Here is a 15,311-nt window from a genome sequence, read left to right as displayed (position 1 = left end):
ATATCAAAGGGGCGGGATATGGGCTTTCACTTCCCGCGCGATGAGGTCGCGCAGCCAGATATGCATCGTCGAGCGATGGGTGCGTGTGGTCCAGACCAGGTCGATCTCGAACGGAGACGGGCAGGGGCAGTCACGGATGCACAGCCCGCCACATTCCGCCCGGGCCACGCGCATCGGCAGGGTGGTCATCAGGTCGGTTCCCTTCAGAACACCGCCGATCCCCGCCGGACTCGGCACGTTGAGGATCTGGTTGAGGCTGAGCCCGAGGTCGTCCAGCGCCTTGAGATACCCCGACCTCCAGCCCCCCGCATAAAGCACAACGGCATGATTGGCGGCGATGTAGCTGTCCAGCGTCAGCGGCGCAGCGGCCAGCGGGTTCTCAGGATCCATCACGCAGACGTAATGTTCCGTCAACAGGTTGCGACAGAAGAATTCCGGCGTGTCGGGCTTGAGCGGCCCGATCAGCAGATCGGCCTCGGAGCGCTTGAGTTGCAGATGGCCTTGCGAGATCGACGGAATGGTCTCAATCCGCATGCGCGGCGCGGCGCGGCGCAGGGCGCGGATGAGAGGCGGCAGGATGATCTGCCGTTCGTAGAAGTTGCACGCAATGGTGACCTTGGCCGAGGTCCGTTCCGGATCGAACTCCGCCGGCTCGGCGATCTCGCCTATTTCGGCCAGCGCCCGCGTTGCGAACTCGTGCAGTGTAGCGCAGCGCTCGGTGGCAACGACGCTGCCGCCCTGACGGTAGAAAAGGGGGTCATCGAAGGCCCGGCGCAACTTTTTGATCGTATAGCTGACAACCGACTGATTGATCCCCAACTGCGCCGCCGCCTCGGAAAAGGACCGCAGGTCATGAACCAGCCGCAAGATGTTCAGCGCCGCGAAATCCACCCGTCCGGTGTCGGTCTTTGCCATGGGGGTGCCTCCTTAAAATCTGTTTCCCAGATACGTATCATCTATCGGATCAGTTTGTCAGATGTATCGCCAGTATGTAATCCTGAGGAAAGCTGCGAAATTGAGGATGGATCCAATGCCCCTGGCCCCGGTCGATAACGACGTCACCATCGCGGAACTCACGCGTGCGCCTTACCCGATCTATCAGCGCCTGCGCGCGGAGACGCCGGTTCTGGACGTGTCTGCGGTAGGACGGATCCTGCTGACCAAGGCAACCGATACGCGCGCAGTGAAGGATGACCCCGAAACCTGGAGCTCGAACGACCCGAACACTCCGATGGAGCGCGCCTTCCAGGCCCATACCCTGATGCGCAAGGACGGGGCGGCGCATCTGCGCGAACGCAACGCGATGATGCCGACCTTCTCGGCGAAGAATATCAAGACCCATTGGGTGCCGGCCTATGAGAAAATCGCCTCGGAATATCTCGACCGGCTGCCGAAAGACGAGATAGTCGATCTGTTCCCGGCTTTGGCGGGGCCGGTTGCGGCGAACATCCTGTCGGTGATCCTGGGCATTCCCGAGGCCGGCGACGACGACATGCAGGAATGGTCGCAGGCCCTGATCGACGGGGCCGGGAATTTCGGATGGGAGGATGCCCCGTTCAAACGTGTCGACCTCGCGCATGTCCAGATGAACAAGCTGATGGAGGACAAACGCGACGCCCTGATCGCCGAGCCTGACCAATCCGCCTTGTCGATCATGCTGAATGCCGAGGATCCGATCGAGTGGAGTCAGATGGTGGCGAACGTCAAGATCGCCATCGGCGGCGGCATCAACGAGCCGCGCGACGCGCTGCTGACCATCCTCTACGGGCTGTTGTCGGACCCCGAGCAGCTGAACTGGGTCAAGGAAAACGAAAAATGGAGCGATGCCTTCGAAGAGGGCGTGCGGTGGGTCGCCCCGATCCAGGTGTCCTCGCGCCGGGCCACGCGCGATGCGCAGATCCGCGGCATCGACATCCCCGAGGGCCGCGTGGTGATGACGGTCCAGGCCTCGGCCAATCACGATGAGGATGTGTTCGAGGACGGGCACCTCTTCAACGTCTTCCGCGACCGCAAACCGCATCAGAGCTTCGGTGCCGGGCCGCATCACTGCATGGGGACGCATATCTCGCGGATGATGGTCGGCAAGATCATGTTGCCCATGATCTTCGAGCGCTTCCCGAACATGTCACTGGTGCCCGATGAGGACCCCAACTGGTTCGGGTTCGGCTTTCGGGGCCCCTTGCGTCTTCCTGTGCGGCTGAGCTGACGGGCAGCGCCGAACGGGCCCGCACTTCTTTGAACACGCGCCTCGGCTGATGCGGTCTCACTGGCGTTTCGGACCGAACCGGAAGGCAACCTGCCAGCTGGATTTGGCCTTTGAACCGACGTGGGGCTGGGACAGGGCGAAGGCGCCGAGGTATTCGCCCGCGGCCATGCGCGGCAAGGAGGCGTCCTTCTTGTCATCGGGCAGCGATTTCAGCGAGCCGATCAGCGCGTTGCCCCGGGCGATCAGGCTGGCCACGGGCACCCAGCCGCGGGCCAACTCTGCGGCGACGACGCAGTATTCCAACGCCCCTGAGGGGCGACATATCTCTGCGACGCGATGGTCCATGGCGGCCCCTACCCGGCCTCGACCAATTTCGGGGCCACGTCGGTCGCCACCCTCTCGATCCGCCGCTGGCTGCGCCCGGTCTGCTACCAGAACCTGCCCGAGGCGATCTTGCCTGAAGACCTGGGGGGCTGACCACCTCACGGCCACCCGGCGCGCATCATGTTGCCGGGTTCTGGTCCTGGGTTTCGGCGCCGATCCCGGCAAAATCCAGCATATCCTGCGCCGCCTCGCCGATCGCCAGGTCAAGCAGCGTCTCGCCATGGTCGGGGCGGGCAAGTTCCGACCATGATCCGACACGGCCACAGGGAAATTGCGCCCGGTGCTCGTCCGGCGGGCCGTGGCGGTCGCCCGCATGGGCGGCGCGGAACGCCGAGTCCAGCGGCTCCGGGGCGGGCATGTGGGCGCGCTCGATCCGGCGGTGGCGGGCCATGGTGATGGCGATCTCCGACGGGGTCGCGTGCATCCCCTCCCACTCGCCGTAGAGCGATTGCCGCCGCGCGTTGGTGGCCTCGTAATCCCACCAGGACCGGATGCGCATCAACAGGGGCGCCTCCCCCGCCAGCGCCTTCAGCGGCGCAAGATTGGCCCCATGGGCATTGACCACGTAGAGGCGGCGAAAGCCGTGGGTGGCCAGCGCCGCGATGATATCGGAGACGAGGGCCGTGAAACTCGCCTCCGAGACCGAGATCGTGCCGGGGAACCCCATGTTGAAGGGGGCGGGCGTGTAGGGCACCGGCGGCAGCATGATCGCGCCCGCCCGCGCGCTCGCGCCCTCGGCCACGGCGGTTGCGCATAGGGCATCCGTGCCGATCAGACCGATGGGCCCGTGCTGTTCGGTCGAACCCACCGGCAGCACCGCGTCGTCGCGCGTGGCCAGGTAGGTCTCGACCTCTTCCCAACTCATCTGTTGCAGGATCATGCACCCTCCATCTTCTGCGTCACCCACCCGGCCAGGGTCCGGCGGTAGGTCTCCAGCACCTCGGCACTCTTGGGCGTGGGCGGCGGCCCCGTCTCCGGCAAGTCCAGCCCGAGGCCGAGCGCGCCCTCCAGCGCCTCCAGCACCGCGCGAACGGCCCAGTAGCCGCAATCGGGCAGGCCCGGTGTCGCAGTGCCGGAAAGATACCGACCACCGTCTGCCCCCCGCGCCACCATGTCCAGCGGGCGGGTCAGCGCCTGCCTGGCCGCCTCCGGCACCGGCAGCCGCGCGCCCACGAAAGGGAACAGCGCCCGCGCCGCCGGTTCAAGCCGCGTGTCGATCTGGCGCGACAGCGCGCGCGCCCGCGCCCGCATCCGCGCGCCTTGCGGCATTAACGGCCGTCCGGCGCCGATCTCATCGAGGTATTCGATGATGGCGTCGGATTCGGTCAGCACGAAATCGCCCTCGATCAGGGCCGGAACCGTGCCTTGCGGAACGAACCTGCGATAGGCCGCGCTGGTATAGCCATCCGGCGGCGGCGTCTCGGGCAGCGCCAGCCCCTTCAGGGCCAGCGCCAGCCGCAGCTTGCAGCAATAGACGCTGAGGGCCGTGCCGTAGAGAACCCGGTCAGTCGCGGCCATGCACGCCCAACCCCATCCGGCGTTCCATGACCCGCACGCCCCAGGAGACCAGCAGGATCAGCACCAGGTATTCCATCACCAGGAAGGTGTAGATCTCCAGCGGGCGAAACTCGGTCAGCGTCAGCTCGTTCGCGCGACGCGTCAGTTCCTGGAACCCGATCACCGAGACCAGCGAGGACATCTTGAGGACATAGACATACTGGTTGCCAAGCGCGGGCAGCACCGCGCGAACGACCTGCGGCAGGATCACCAGGCGCATCGTCGTCCAGGGCTTCAGCCCCAGGCTGCGGGCGGCCTCGCCCTGGCCCACCTTGATCGACTGCAACCCCGAGCGGAAAATCTCCGAGGTGAAGGCGCTGTCCGAAATCGCCAGGCACACAAGGCCGGTCATGAAGACGCCAAGCTGCAATCCGGTCAACGCCGGAAGCCCGTAATAGACCCAGAGGATCATTACCAGAAGAGGGATCGAGCGGAAGAACTCGACATAGACCCGGCTGGCCCGCTTGACCCATCGCCGTTTCGAGATGCCCATCAGCGCCACCAGAAGCCCGATGATCAGCGAGATCAGCATGGCCAGCGTCGAGATCGAGATCGTCGCCCAGAACCCTTTCAGCAGAAAGGACAGGTTGGCCTGCCCGCGCGAATCCGAAGGCGACAGGATATACCAGGCAAAGGTGTATCCCCCGCCCGATCCGACCGAACACCCCGCGAGCAAGGTCAGCACCCCGGCAAGGAGCGCCGGCAACCGCCAGCGCCCCGCGGCTTCGCGTGAAGCTTTGCTCATGCCAGGCTCAGCTCTGGCCCAACCATCTTTGGTCAAGCTCGGCAAAGAAGCCTTCCGTCCGCTTCAGAGTGACCCAGGTGTTCATGAAGTTCAGCCAGACCTGGTCATCCTGCGCCACGACATAGGCAAAGGGCCTGCGGTTGCGCATCTCGGATCCGGGCACCAGAATGCGCAGCTCGGGGAACCGCGTGACCAGCGTGCCGCCCTCCACATTCGAGGTGATGGTGACATCAGCGCGCCCCGAAAGCACCTCCTGGAAACCGGTCGCGGGCGTCTGCACCGCCTGGATATCGGCCAGGGGGAAATGGGCGCGGGCCTGTTCCTCGAACACCGTCCCCATCGAGACCGCGACCCGCACGCCGGGCTGGTTGATGGCCTCCCAGGTGCCGTATTGATCGGCGCTGCCCGCCATGGACAGCGGAACGGTGCCCGCCTCGGTATAGGGCGTGGTGAAGGCCGCGACGCGGGCGCGCGACATGTTCACCGAGGCGCCCGAGAAGATGTCGTAGCGATCCGCCGCGATGCCCGCCGTGATCGTGGCCCATTCGGCGACGACCCATTCGATCTCGACGCCTAGGTCGGCGGCAAGCTGGGTCATCGCCTCGATGTCATAGCCGACGCGGGTGTTGGACCCCGGATCGCGGAACGACATCGGGTTAAAATCCCCCGTGGTGCCGATGCGGATGGTGCCACGGTCCAGGATCCGCGCCAGGCGCGAATCGGAAACCTGCGCCTCGGCCGGGGTTCCGCTGGCCAGAACCATGCCTCCGGTTCCCAGTGCTGCGGCGACGAAAATGTCTCTTCTGTTCATGATCTATTTCCCTGTTTTTCGAGTGTGTTTGCCATGGCCCGCCCGGGGTGCGCCGACCGGTCTTTTCCGGTCTCTCCGGCCCATGCGGCGTGAAAAGACCCTTCTGTGTCGTGATCGCGGGCACCGCGCCGGTGTGGTCCGGTCCGGGGCATCGGCAAACGCGCTGATGCCCACGGACCCCTCCGCACCGGAAGGGGTGCCGCAGCACGGCGGCTGCACACCTGATCCCAGGCCCCTCGTTCGCGCGGGTCCCATTGGCTTCATGCCCTCAAGCTTGTTGCATCACGCTGAATAATGTTGCGCTAGATGCAACTCTCGGTCAATAGGAAAGATGTCATCGACGCGCGCGTGCCTATCGTGATCCCGCGTCTGGCCCTGCGCAGCATCGCACCGCGCGGGCCGCCGCACGGCCACCCCTTGCATGACCGCGCCCATATCTCATACTCAGGGGCATCGGATCGGGACGCGGATTGCCTCGGCCCGCAACAACTCGAACATCGGACAGGGCCCATCCATGGAAGACGCATCGAAACCCCCGCTCCTGGCCGTCCTGATCGACGCGGACAATGTCTCGGCCAAATATGCCGAAGCGATGTTCGACGAGATCGCGTCGCTCGGCGAGGCCAGCATCCGCCGCATCTACGGCGATTTCTCGGGGGGCGGGGCGCAGGGCTGGACCAAGGACAAGCTGGCATCGCTGGCCATCGTTCCGCATCAGCAATTCGCCAACACCACCGGCAAGAATGCCAGCGACATCGCGCTGGTCATCGACGCGATGGACATTCTCCATTCGGGCCGCTTCGCCGGGTTCGTGCTGATCTCGTCCGACAGCGATTTCACCCGCCTCGCCAGCCGCATCCGCGAACAGGGGGTGGATGTGTTCGGCATCGGGATGCGCAAGACGCCCGCCGCCTTCGTGAAGGCCTGCAAGCGGTTCATCTACGTCGAGAACCTCATCTCGGAGCCGTCGAAATCCAAGCCGAAACCCAAGCCGCAGAAGGAGGACGCATCCGACCTCGCCCCGGCCCCACTGGAAGATCCGACCAAGCTGGTGACGCGTGCGATGGATGCGATCGACCAGGATGACGAATGGTTCACGCTTGGCCAGATCGGCCAGTATATCTCGGCCGCGACCCCGGATTTCGACACCCGCAGCTATGGCAAGCGCAAGCTGAGCGACCTGATCTCGTCGCTGAAAGTGTTCGAGACCAAACGCGGCGAGGGCAACCAGATCCTCGTCCGCAGGCTGGACTGACCTGCGCCGACGATCACGGTCCTGCGCGGGGCGTTGCGCCAACTGTCGGTCTTATCGCCTTGCGCAGGCGTCAGCGGGTCTGCGCGACCGGGTCCGGCGCGATTCCCCCCGTGGCGGGGCCCGCCTCCGGGCCAGACCCGCGCCGCCAGCCCCACCGCCAGCGCCGCGACCAGGGCCAGCACCAGCAGCGTGCCGGGCAACCCGATCAGCGGCCCCAGCCACCCCGCCGCCGGATAGGCCAGCAGCCAGCAGGCATGGCTCAGCGCGAATTGCGCGGTAAAGAGCGCGGGGCGATCCTCGGGCCCCGCCGAGCGCTTGAGCAGCCGCCCCGACGGCGTCATGACGCCCGCATTCAGCGCCCCCAGCACGCCCCAGGTGGCCAGCATCAAGGGCCAGCCCCCGACGCCCGCCAGAAGCGCCAGCCCATAGGCCGCCCCGACCCCGGCCAGCCCCGCCGCCGCCGCCAGCATCACGCGTCTGTCGCGGGTCACGCGCAAAAGGCGCGGCAGGCTCAGCGCGACCGCCATCGACCCCGCGCCGAAGGCCGCCATCGCCAGTGCCACGTCACGCTCGGCCCCGTCGAACCGGCCCCGCACCAGCACCACGGTATCGACCAGCACGAAGGCGATCACCGCCGACAGCGCCATGTTCAGCGCCAGCAATCCCCGCAGGCGCGGCGTCGCAAGGTAGAGCCGCGTGCCGCGCGTCAGCCGGTCCAGGAACGGGCGCGGCGGGACGCGGCCCTGCGCCGGCAGCCCGGTGCGCAGGATCAGCCAACCGGAGACAAGAAAGCCCAGCGCCGTGCCCGCGAAGAGGGAATTGTAGCTCACCACCAAGAGCAGCAGACCGGCCAGCGTCGGGCTCAGCAGGTTCTCGATGTCATAGGCCAGGCGGCTCAGCGACAGGGCGTTGGTGTAATCCTCCTCGTCGCTCAACACATCCGGGATCACCGCCTGGAATGTCGGCGTGAAGCTCGCCGAGGCGATTTGCAGGACAAAGATCAACAGGTAGATCTGCCAGACCGCGCTCACGAAGGGCAGCAGCAGCGCCACGCCTGCGCGTACCAGGTCGGCCCCGATCAGCACCGCCTTGCGCGGCAGCGTGACGAAAAGGGCGGCGGCCAGCGGCGCGATGCCCACATAGGCCACCATCTTGATGGTCAGCGCCGTGCCCAGAACCGTGCCCGCGCGGTCGCCCGCAAGGTCATAGGCCAAGAGCGCCAGCGCCACGGTCAAGAGGCCCGTGCCCATCAACGCGACCACCTGTGCCGCGAAGAGGCGGGCAAAGACCGGGTGGCGCAGGATCCTCAGCATGACCGCCCCGATGCGCCGGGGGGTGTACAGGGAGTGCATCGGGGGGTGTACGCAGGGTGACTGCCCATTTCGGGCCTCACCGGACCTTGAGGACGATCTTGCCGATATGGGTCGACCGCTCCATCAGCGCATGCGCCTTGGCGGCCTCCTCCAGCGCAAATTCCGAATCCATCACCGGCCCGATCTTGCCCGCATCCAGCCAGGGCCAGACATGTTTGCGCAGCTCCGCGGCAATCGCGGCCTTGGCCTCATTGCTCTGCGGGCGCAGGGTCGATCCGGTCATGGTCAGGCGCTTGGTCATCAGCACGGCAAAGTTCACCTCGGCCACCGGGGCTTGCAGGAAAGCGATCTGCACCAGCCGCCCGTCATTGGCCAAAGTCTTGAAATTGCGTGCGATATAGTCGCCGCCGACCATGTCCAGGATCAGGTCCGCGCCGCCTTCCTCGCGCATCACCTCGACGAAATCCTCCTCGCGGTAGTTGATCGCCCGCTCCGCGCCAAGCTCCACGCAGGCGGCGCATTTCTCTTCCGTTCCGGCGGTGACGAAGACCCGCGCGCCCAGTTCCCGCGCGATCTGGATCGCCGTGGTGCCGATGCCCGACGATCCGCCATGGATCAGGAACCGCTCGCCCGCCGTCAGACGCCCGCGCATCACGACATTCGACCAGACGGTAAAGAAGGTTTCACAAAGCGCCGCCGCCCGATCCATCGCCATGCCCTCCGGCACCGGCAACGCATGATCCGCCTGCGTCAGCGCGTATTCCGCATAGCCGCCACCGGGCAGCAGCGCCGTGACCTTGTCGCCAACCGCGCAGCCCGTGACGCCGGGCCCGACCGCCGCGATGGTGCCCGCCGCCTCCAGCCCCGGCAGGGGCGAGGCTTCGGGCGGGGGCGCGTATTTGCCCGCACGTTGCAACGCGTCGGGCCGGTTCACGCCCGCATACTCCACCGCGATCAGGATCTGGCCCGCGCCCGGTTCCGGCACCTTGACGCGGGTTTCGCGCAGCACCTCTGGCCCGCCGGGTTCGGCAATCTCGATCGCGCGCATCTCACTGGGTAAGCTCATCACCATGTCCTTCTCGTTCAATCCCGGCGCCACGATCCCGGCATATCCGTCGGGGTTGTCGGCGCCTTGACCCGACTCATCAGCCAGTTCGGGCCTGCCATCAGCGGGGCCAACAGCTTGCTGTCGCGCATCTGCGCCTTCAGTTTCTCGATCTGCATCACATCACCGATGCGCCGGTCAAGAAACCCCCATGTCGCCATATGACCCTCGCTGCTGTCGCCGAGCCAGAACAGGACCGTGGCGGAATAGACGCCCGACAGCGTCATCCGTTTGGTGTACCAGTTGATATCGTCGCTACTGTCACCAATCGCGGTCCAGATCGCGTCCGAGGTCTCCCACAACGCCCGCGCGCCATCGGCGGCATGGATCGGCAGCGCAAAGAGCGTGGTGCCACGCCGCACGGCCTCCTTCCGGCCCTCCATCAGGTCCAGTCGCAGCCGCACCGCATGGGTGATCTTGTCGCGAATCTTCATCGCGTCCAGATCCTCACGTTCCAGACGCGCGACCATCTCGGCATCGCCGCGCCGGTGAAAGGCCAGCGCCAGATCGACCGCGCCGCGCGGATAAATCGCCCGCACCGCACCCGGATCGGCCCCGGTATCCTCGATCGCGGCGGCCAATGTGGCCTCTGACCAGCCGTCGAACGGGACATGGTCAAGTGCGGCCTCCAGCACGGTTTCCTTCAGGTCGGACATCGCGCACCTCCTCTCGTGGTCTTGCTGGACATATAGGCCACCCTTTGCTATAGCGCCACTTCCTGCAAATTCTTGCAACTCCAACTTAGAAAGGTGGTGAAAACCACATGCAGGTTAGCGTTCGTGACAACAACGTCGATCAGGCGCTTCGTGCCCTGAAGAAAAAGCTGCAGCGTGAGGGTGTTTTTCGTGAGATGAAGCTCAAGCAGCATTACGAGAAACCGTCCGAGAAAAAAGCGCGTGAGAAGGCCGAAGCAATTCGCCGTGCTCGCAAGCTGGCTCGGAAAAAAGCGCAGCGCGAAGGGCTTCTTTAAGTCGCTTCAGGTTGTGACCACATAAGTGGATCGGCTTTCGCGTTCGAGCGCGAAGCGTGAGAGGCAGAGAAAGCCGATCCGAGATCAACCTGAACGGCCTGAAGTCGTTCAAGCTTTACGAACCGGATCCGGGGGCGACCCCGGCCAAAGACTTCCCCCGCGCCGCCCGGCTCGGGGGTTTTCTTTTTTCAGGGCCCCGCTTTGCGCAAGGTATTTCAGCGCGGGATGCAACCTTTCCGCGACCGGGCGAGTTGTCCCGCCATCGCAGCCCCTGAAAGCGGAGACAAGACATGCACGGAATCATCTACCTCGTCGGCCTCGTCGTCGTGATCATGGCGATCCTGTCCTTCCTCGGCCTCGGATGAGCCGCCGAAGTTTGATGATTTCCCCCACAGGATGGCAAGCAAAACAGTCCTGAATGCAACCAATTGGTCCATCAGCGAGTTGACTTCGCGAGACACCGCCGCAGCCCGGAAAGGTATCGCGGCAACGCAGCCTGGACCCAAAGGAGCATCGTCATGAACCGCATCATCTACATCGTCGGCCTGATCGTCATCGTGCTGGCCATCTTGTCCTTCATCGGCCTGGCCTGATCCGACACAGCCCGAAACGCGACATGAAAAAAGCCCCTGGGAGGCGTCCCGGGGGCTTTTTTCATGTCATAGTGCCTGATGGTTCAGCTTCCGCCTGCCGCCGCAATCTCGGCGGCACGTTCGATCCGCAATTCCATCGCCGCCTGACGCGCCAGGATCTCGCGGTTGTTGTCGCTGTCATCGTCATAGATGCGACTGGTGCGCACGCCGGGGATCTGCTCGAACGCGTCCATCGCATTGCGCGGGAAATAGGTTGTCCGCATGGTCTCGAACCCCGGCACCTGTTGCAGGATTCGGGTGATCGAAATGGTGCATTGCGCCTTTGGCACGGCCCCGTATTCCTGCACCAACCGGCTAAGCTGCGCGGCAACCTCGGGCGAGACATCAAGCTCCTGCACCACGACGTGATAGGTCTCACGCGCGTGGTAATCCAGGTAGAAGTCCAGCAATTGCGGGCTCATGCCGAATATGACATCGTTGCGCTCGGGCGCTGCGGGGTGACGCCAGGTGCCCGCGGGATCGAAGAGCAGCCGCTGCTCCCCGTCGATCATCAGCGCCAGGTGCCCGCCCGCGCCGGAGCGGTTCGAGATCATCGTGTAAAGCGTGATCGACGTATTCTCGGGCGGCACGTAACGGGCACGGGCGACGGCCTCATCGGGGGCCCAGACCGGTTCCGCACCGCAGGCCGCGAGACCCAGAACAAGCCCCAGGGCCAGGAACGCGCGCCGCACGATCATTGGAAGAACACCGCGAGGATCACCAGCACCACGATGCAGGTGATGATCGCATTGGTCAGGAACTTGACGAAGCCGTCAAAGGTCGCCTCATGATCCTGAATGTCCATTTCGCCGTGCTTGTGTTCGGTGTCAGCCATGGTCCCGCTATCGCATCCCGCTTGCAATGATTGCTGTTTGATCCCGAATTAGCCGATTTTCCTGCCCGTGTCACGATGCACAATGCGCCGCGGCGCGCGATTGTGACCTGTTTGCGCGGCCGATCTCCAACAGCGGCGGGCAGTGGTCGCACAGTTCCGGAGCGCGGATCACCTCGAATCGCGCCACCGCCACGCCGTCGCCCCGCCAGCATGCAATCGGCAAAGCGCCCCCCCCGTGTTCTCTTGGACCGCCGGGTGATGCGCGGCGGGATCGCGCGGGATCGACCCCGCGCATTGCCCGCATCACGCGTCGCCGTCTTCCAAGTCGGCGGCCAAGCGGAACCCGATGCGCTGCGCGGGCTGGTCCGGCACCTGTTTGGGCAGGGCGCGCAGGGTCACGCTGAGTTGGCTGACATGCTGGATCAGCTGCGATTTGATCCCCGCCGGATCGGCCCCGTAGAAGGTGATGATATCGGGCGCGAAAAATCCCATCCCCTCGATCCGCATCACCCCCGCATCGGACCCGGTGAACCCCATCGCGACCTCATGCTCGGCATCCAGTTGGTCCTCGAAATTCTTGATGTAGAGGATGATCCGCTCATAGGCCCATTCGGCGGGCGATTTCTCCTCGACCGGCTTTTCCTTGAGCTTCTTGGGCAGCGGCTGCTGTTCGGCGGTCTTGGGCGCGCCGGGGTCGCAATGCACGGCACCGGCATCGGGCAGGACGGCGGCCTCCATCGCCTCGGCGGAGGTTAGAATATCCTTGTCCATCGCGTCACGCCTTTCGTTGCCAGGCCCAGGCCCCATCCCCCCGTTTCTCGCGCGTGACCTCGCCCAAGGCAAGCAGGTGGTTCAGATGCGCCACCGATTCGACCAGCGCCAGCCCATAGGTTCCGGCGTCGATCCTGCGCTTGAACAGCGGTGCAAAGCACTCGGCGGCGGTGCGGGGCCGGTCCAGATGTTCACGAAGACGTGACAACGCGCCGTGGTGGTTCTCGATCAATTGCCGCAGCCGGTCCGGCAGGCCGGTGAAGGGCAGCTTGTGCCCCGGGAGGACCAGGTGATCGGCCTTCGCGTAATGCGCCAGGTGGGTGCAGCTTTCGATCCACTCGGTCACCGGGTCGGCGGCGGGCTCGGTCGCGTAGACACCCAGGTTGGGCGAGATCGAGGGCAAAAGCTGATCGCCGCCCAAGACCAGCGCCTCCTCGCGGCACCAGAGCGTCGCGTGTTCCGGTGCGTGGCCATGGCCGATGCGCACATCCCAGTGCCGTCCGCCGATCTCGACCACATCACCCTCGCGGATACGGTTGAAGCCAAGCGGCAGGGGGGCCACGATATCGGCGAAGTTGAAAGGGCGTTCGCTGGCGCGTTTCTCCAGCGTTGCGGCATCCATCCCCGCCGCGCGCCAGAAGGCCAGCGTCTCGGGCGTCGGCGCTTCCTGCACGTCCAGCACCAGCATCCGCGCCGTCAGCCAGGCGGTGCGGGTGGTGATCAGCTCGGCCCCCCGCGCCATGAACCAGCCCGCAAGCCCGACATGATCGGGGTGATGATGCGTGACGATCACGCGCGTCACGGGCAGCCCCCGCATCGGACCCGCCAGCAGGGTTTCCCAGATCGCGCGGGTCTTGCTTGTGTCAAAGCCGGTATCGACCACGGCCCACCCCGCCCCGTCGCGGATCGCGTAGACATTCACATGATCCAGCGCCATCGGCAGCGGCAGGCGCATCCAGAGGATGCCGTCGGCAACCTCTCTCGCATCACCTTCCTCCGGCGCCGAATCGAACGGGTATCGGATCACGCCGACAGCTCTTCGGCGCTGAGCGCATAGAGGTCATCAGCCCCGGCAGCCGCCTGCGCCAGCAACGAATGCGCCTCGGGCAGCAGCCGGTTCAGGAACACCCGCGCTAGTTTCAGGCGCGCCTCGTCGGCCAGTGCCGCGCGCAGGTGGAAATGCCCGCCCAGGACACGCGCCACCGCCATCAGGTAGGGTACGGCCCCGGCAAAGCGGTCATTCATCTCCATCGCCACCAGCTTTTCCGTCGCCTCGCGCAGCGCGCCGGAGGCAGCCAAGAGGCGCGCGCCCTCGGCCCCGGCATCCTTCGCGGTCTGGTCCACCTCATCGAGCAGCGCGAACATCGCCGCGCCGCCATCCATCATCTTGCGCGCGACAAGGTCCATCGCCTGGATGCCGTTGGTGCCCTCGTAGATCGCGGTGACCCGCACATCGCGCAGGTATTGCGCCGCCCCGGTTTCCTCGATGAAGCCCATGCCGCCATGCACCTGGATGCCCATTTGCGCCACCTTGATGCCGGTCTCGGTGCCGTAGGCCTTGGTCACCGGCGTCAGAAGGGCGGCGCGCGCATCCCATGCCGCATCACCCGTGGCACTGGCCATGTCGATCGCGGCGGCGTTGGCCAGCGCAATGGCGCGCGCGGCGAAGATCTCGGCCTTCATCTCAGAGAGCATCCGGCGCACATCCGCATGGTCCAGGATCGTCCCGGTGCCGCCCTCGACCGGGCTGCGGCCCTGCTTGCGCTCCAGCGCGTAATCCAGCGCCTGCTGATAGGCGGCCTCGGCCTGGCACAGCCCCTGCACGCCGACGCCAAGCCGTGCGTTGTTCATCATCGTGAACATCGCCGCCATGCCGCCATGCGGCTTGCCCACCAGCCAGCCCGTCGCGCCGTCATATTGCATCACCGCCGTGGGCGAGCCGTGCAGGCCCATCTTGTGCTCCAGGCTGACCACCTTCAGATCATTCGCCTTGCCGGGCTTGCCGTCTGCGTCGGGGATGTATTTCGGCACCAGGAACAGGCTGATCCCCTTGGTCCCCAGCGCCCCATCGGGCAGCCGCGCCAGCACCAGGTGGCAGACATTCTCGGTGAAATCATTGTCGCCCCAGGAGATATAGATCTTCTGCCCCGACACCGCGTAGGTGCCGTCGCCATTCTCCTCGGCCTTGGCGCGCAGCGCCCCCACATCCGAGCCCGCCTGAGGCTCGGTCAGGTTCATCGTGCCGCACCATTCGCCGGAGGTCAGCCTGGGCAGGTAGAGCGCCTTCAGGTCGTCGCTGGCGTGATGCTCCAGCGCCTCGATCTGGCCCTGCGTCATCAGGGGGTTCAGTTGCAGCGACAGGCAGGCCGAACCGATCATCTCGTTCACCGCCGTGGTCAGCACCATCGGCAGCCCGAGCCCGCCATAGTCCGGGTCCGCCGACATGCCGATATAGCCGCCCTCGGCAATCGCGCGGTAGCCATCGGCAAATCCGGGGCTGGTGCGCACGACGCCGTTTTCCAGGTGCGCCGGATGCAGGTCGCCGCCACGGTTGAGCGGGGCCAGAACCTCATCGGCCAGCCTGCCCGCCTCGGTCAGGATCGCACTGACCATATCGGGGGTCGCCTCGGCGAAGCGCTCGGTCCCGGCGACGCGGGGCAGACCCACGACATGCTCCATCAGAAAGGTGAATTCGGATACCGGCGCGGTATAGGGCATGGTCTCTCC

The 15,311-nt window shown here is 65.5% G+C and carries 18 protein-coding genes and 1 pseudogene; 5 read left to right on the top strand and 14 right to left on the bottom strand.

Annotation, left to right across the window (positions count from 1 at the left end; genetic code table 11):
• Positions 1–3 precede the first annotated feature (3 nt).
• Positions 4–915 carry a LysR family transcriptional regulator gene (locus tag AC13C7_RS17940; RefSeq protein ID WP_446121097.1) on the bottom strand — a complete coding sequence of 304 codons (912 nt, stop codon included), beginning with the start codon at positions 913–915 and terminating at the stop codon, positions 4–6.
• 115 nt (positions 916–1,030) lie between these two features.
• On the opposite strand from AC13C7_RS17940, the gene AC13C7_RS17935 reads away from it, so the two are divergent.
• The gene (locus AC13C7_RS17935; protein WP_446121099.1) at positions 1,031–2,206 is read left to right on the top strand and encodes a cytochrome P450; all 1,176 of its coding nucleotides are present in this window, start codon (positions 1,031–1,033) and stop codon (positions 2,204–2,206) included.
• Positions 2,207–2,263: 57 nt separating this feature from the next.
• On the opposite strand, the gene AC13C7_RS17930 is transcribed toward AC13C7_RS17935, so the two are convergent.
• Positions 2,264–2,551 carry a hypothetical protein gene (locus tag AC13C7_RS17930; RefSeq protein WP_482868277.1) on the bottom strand — a complete coding sequence of 96 codons (288 nt, stop codon included), beginning with the start codon at positions 2,549–2,551 and terminating at the stop codon, positions 2,264–2,266.
• Between AC13C7_RS17930 and AC13C7_RS17925 the strand changes: the two are divergent.
• Positions 2,531–2,683, top strand: a pseudogene (locus AC13C7_RS17925) (aldehyde dehydrogenase (NADP(+))); the annotation flags it as partial. The gene AC13C7_RS17930 and the pseudogene AC13C7_RS17925 sit on opposite strands and share 21 nt — an antisense overlap.
• 25 nt (positions 2,684–2,708) lie before the next feature.
• Here the strand turns inward: AC13C7_RS17925 and AC13C7_RS17920 are convergent.
• From AC13C7_RS17920 to AC13C7_RS17905, 4 genes are read right to left on the bottom strand one after another with little or no spacing between them, the layout of a single operon-like run.
• Entirely contained in the window at positions 2,709–3,470 is a 762-nt protein-coding gene (locus tag AC13C7_RS17920; RefSeq protein ID WP_482868276.1) for a creatininase family protein, read from the bottom strand.
• Complete coding sequence (locus AC13C7_RS17915) at positions 3,467–4,108, bottom strand: glutathione S-transferase family protein (protein WP_482868275.1); 642 nt, start codon at positions 4,106–4,108, stop codon at positions 3,467–3,469. The genes AC13C7_RS17920 and AC13C7_RS17915 overlap by 4 nt, the downstream gene beginning before the upstream one ends.
• The gene (locus AC13C7_RS17910) at positions 4,095–4,892 is read right to left on the bottom strand and encodes an amino acid ABC transporter permease (protein ID WP_172318024.1); all 798 of its coding nucleotides are present in this window, start codon (positions 4,890–4,892) and stop codon (positions 4,095–4,097) included. Before AC13C7_RS17910 ends, AC13C7_RS17915 begins: the two co-directional genes overlap by 14 nt.
• Before the next feature lie 7 nt (positions 4,893–4,899).
• Positions 4,900–5,703 carry a transporter substrate-binding domain-containing protein gene (locus AC13C7_RS17905; protein ID WP_214647411.1) on the bottom strand — a complete coding sequence of 268 codons (804 nt, stop codon included), beginning with the start codon at positions 5,701–5,703 and terminating at the stop codon, positions 4,900–4,902.
• Positions 5,704–6,217: 514 nt separating this feature from the next.
• On the opposite strand from AC13C7_RS17905, the gene AC13C7_RS17900 reads away from it, so the two are divergent.
• Positions 6,218–6,958: an NYN domain-containing protein gene (locus AC13C7_RS17900; RefSeq protein WP_172318026.1), complete on the top strand. Its 741-nt coding sequence runs from the start codon at positions 6,218–6,220 to the stop codon at positions 6,956–6,958.
• On the opposite strand, the gene AC13C7_RS17895 is transcribed toward AC13C7_RS17900, so the two are convergent.
• The 3 genes from AC13C7_RS17895 to AC13C7_RS17885 all read right to left on the bottom strand — a co-directional run bounded on the left by AC13C7_RS17895 (position 6,859) and on the right by AC13C7_RS17885 (position 10,032).
• Positions 6,859–8,271 (bottom strand): MFS transporter, encoded by a 1,413-nt coding sequence (locus tag AC13C7_RS17895; protein WP_482868274.1) that lies wholly within the window; start codon positions 8,269–8,271, stop codon positions 6,859–6,861. The two genes, AC13C7_RS17900 and AC13C7_RS17895, sit on opposite strands and share 100 nt — an antisense overlap.
• A gap of 76 nt (positions 8,272–8,347) precedes the next feature.
• Complete coding sequence (locus tag AC13C7_RS17890; protein WP_482868273.1) at positions 8,348–9,337, bottom strand: NAD(P)H-quinone oxidoreductase; 990 nt, start codon at positions 9,335–9,337, stop codon at positions 8,348–8,350.
• Between the two features lie 17 nt (positions 9,338–9,354).
• The gene (locus AC13C7_RS17885) at positions 9,355–10,032 is read right to left on the bottom strand and encodes a COQ9 family protein (protein WP_482868272.1); all 678 of its coding nucleotides are present in this window, start codon (positions 10,030–10,032) and stop codon (positions 9,355–9,357) included.
• Positions 10,033–10,139: 107 nt separating this feature from the next.
• Between AC13C7_RS17885 and rpsU the strand changes: the two genes are divergently transcribed.
• Both rpsU and AC13C7_RS17875 read left to right on the top strand, forming a co-directional pair.
• Positions 10,140–10,346: a 30S ribosomal protein S21 gene (gene rpsU / locus AC13C7_RS17880; RefSeq protein ID WP_025310998.1), complete on the top strand. Its 207-nt coding sequence runs from the start codon at positions 10,140–10,142 to the stop codon at positions 10,344–10,346.
• A 428-nt stretch (positions 10,347–10,774) separates the two neighbouring features.
• Complete coding sequence (locus AC13C7_RS17875) at positions 10,775–10,939, top strand: hypothetical protein (RefSeq protein ID WP_482868271.1); 165 nt, start codon at positions 10,775–10,777, stop codon at positions 10,937–10,939.
• An 83-nt stretch (positions 10,940–11,022) separates the two neighbouring features.
• Here AC13C7_RS17875 and AC13C7_RS17870 read toward each other — a convergent pair whose 3' ends face one another.
• The 5 genes from AC13C7_RS17870 to AC13C7_RS17850 form a co-directional block, all read right to left on the bottom strand.
• Positions 11,023–11,676 (bottom strand): hypothetical protein, encoded by a 654-nt coding sequence (locus AC13C7_RS17870; RefSeq protein WP_235952610.1) that lies wholly within the window; start codon positions 11,674–11,676, stop codon positions 11,023–11,025.
• The gene (locus AC13C7_RS17865; protein ID WP_172318032.1) at positions 11,673–11,813 is read right to left on the bottom strand and encodes an aa3-type cytochrome c oxidase subunit IV; all 141 of its coding nucleotides are present in this window, start codon (positions 11,811–11,813) and stop codon (positions 11,673–11,675) included. Before AC13C7_RS17865 ends, AC13C7_RS17870 begins: the two co-directional genes overlap by 4 nt.
• A 303-nt stretch (positions 11,814–12,116) precedes the next feature.
• Entirely contained in the window at positions 12,117–12,584 is a 468-nt protein-coding gene (locus AC13C7_RS17860) for a DUF6173 family protein (RefSeq protein WP_446121116.1), read from the bottom strand.
• A gap of 4 nt (positions 12,585–12,588) precedes the next feature.
• Positions 12,589–13,608, bottom strand: a complete 1,020-nt coding sequence (locus AC13C7_RS17855; protein WP_482868446.1) for an MBL fold metallo-hydrolase — start codon at positions 13,606–13,608, stop codon at positions 12,589–12,591.
• On the bottom strand, positions 13,608–15,302 hold the full coding sequence (locus tag AC13C7_RS17850; RefSeq protein WP_482868270.1) for an acyl-CoA dehydrogenase: 1,695 nt from the start codon (positions 15,300–15,302) through the stop codon (positions 13,608–13,610). The genes AC13C7_RS17855 and AC13C7_RS17850 overlap by 1 nt, the downstream gene beginning before the upstream one ends.
• Positions 15,303–15,311 lie beyond the last annotated feature (9 nt).

Source organism: Alterinioella sp. B-7 (assembly GCF_056857775.1).
Note: the sequence above shows the minus strand (reverse complement) of the source record. Positions and strands in the feature narration are given on the sequence as shown.

What these genes read in the sequence shown, in the direction of transcription:
- AC13C7_RS17885 (WP_482868272.1), bottom strand. Translation starts at nt 10,032, where the DNA reads ATGTCCGACCTGAAGGAAACCGTGCTGGAGGCCGCACTTGACCATGTC.
- AC13C7_RS17910 (WP_172318024.1), bottom strand. Translation starts at nt 4,892, where the DNA reads ATGAGCAAAGCTTCACGCGAAGCCGCGGGGCGCTGGCGGTTGCCGGCG.
- AC13C7_RS17920 (WP_482868276.1), bottom strand. Translation starts at nt 3,470, where the DNA reads ATGATCCTGCAACAGATGAGTTGGGAAGAGGTCGAGACCTACCTGGCC.
- AC13C7_RS17935 (WP_446121099.1), top strand. Translation starts at nt 1,031, where the DNA reads ATGCCCCTGGCCCCGGTCGATAACGACGTCACCATCGCGGAACTCACG.
- AC13C7_RS17940 (WP_446121097.1), bottom strand. Translation starts at nt 915, where the DNA reads ATGGCAAAGACCGACACCGGACGGGTGGATTTCGCGGCGCTGAACATC.
- AC13C7_RS17870 (WP_235952610.1), bottom strand. Translation starts at nt 11,676, where the DNA reads ATGATCGTGCGGCGCGCGTTCCTGGCCCTGGGGCTTGTTCTGGGTCTC.
- AC13C7_RS17905 (WP_214647411.1), bottom strand. Translation starts at nt 5,703, where the DNA reads ATGAACAGAAGAGACATTTTCGTCGCCGCAGCACTGGGAACCGGAGGC.
- AC13C7_RS17890 (WP_482868273.1), bottom strand. Translation starts at nt 9,337, where the DNA reads ATGAGCTTACCCAGTGAGATGCGCGCGATCGAGATTGCCGAACCCGGC.
- AC13C7_RS17895 (WP_482868274.1), bottom strand. Translation starts at nt 8,271, where the DNA reads ATGCTGAGGATCCTGCGCCACCCGGTCTTTGCCCGCCTCTTCGCGGCA.
- rpsU (WP_025310998.1), top strand. Translation starts at nt 10,140, where the DNA reads ATGCAGGTTAGCGTTCGTGACAACAACGTCGATCAGGCGCTTCGTGCC.
- AC13C7_RS17930 (WP_482868277.1), bottom strand. Translation starts at nt 2,551, where the DNA reads ATGGACCATCGCGTCGCAGAGATATGTCGCCCCTCAGGGGCGTTGGAA.
- AC13C7_RS17900 (WP_172318026.1), top strand. Translation starts at nt 6,218, where the DNA reads ATGGAAGACGCATCGAAACCCCCGCTCCTGGCCGTCCTGATCGACGCG.
- AC13C7_RS17850 (WP_482868270.1), bottom strand. Translation starts at nt 15,302, where the DNA reads ATGCCCTATACCGCGCCGGTATCCGAATTCACCTTTCTGATGGAGCAT.
- AC13C7_RS17860 (WP_446121116.1), bottom strand. Translation starts at nt 12,584, where the DNA reads ATGGACAAGGATATTCTAACCTCCGCCGAGGCGATGGAGGCCGCCGTC.
- AC13C7_RS17915 (WP_482868275.1), bottom strand. Translation starts at nt 4,108, where the DNA reads ATGGCCGCGACTGACCGGGTTCTCTACGGCACGGCCCTCAGCGTCTAT.
- AC13C7_RS17865 (WP_172318032.1), bottom strand. Translation starts at nt 11,813, where the DNA reads ATGGCTGACACCGAACACAAGCACGGCGAAATGGACATTCAGGATCAT.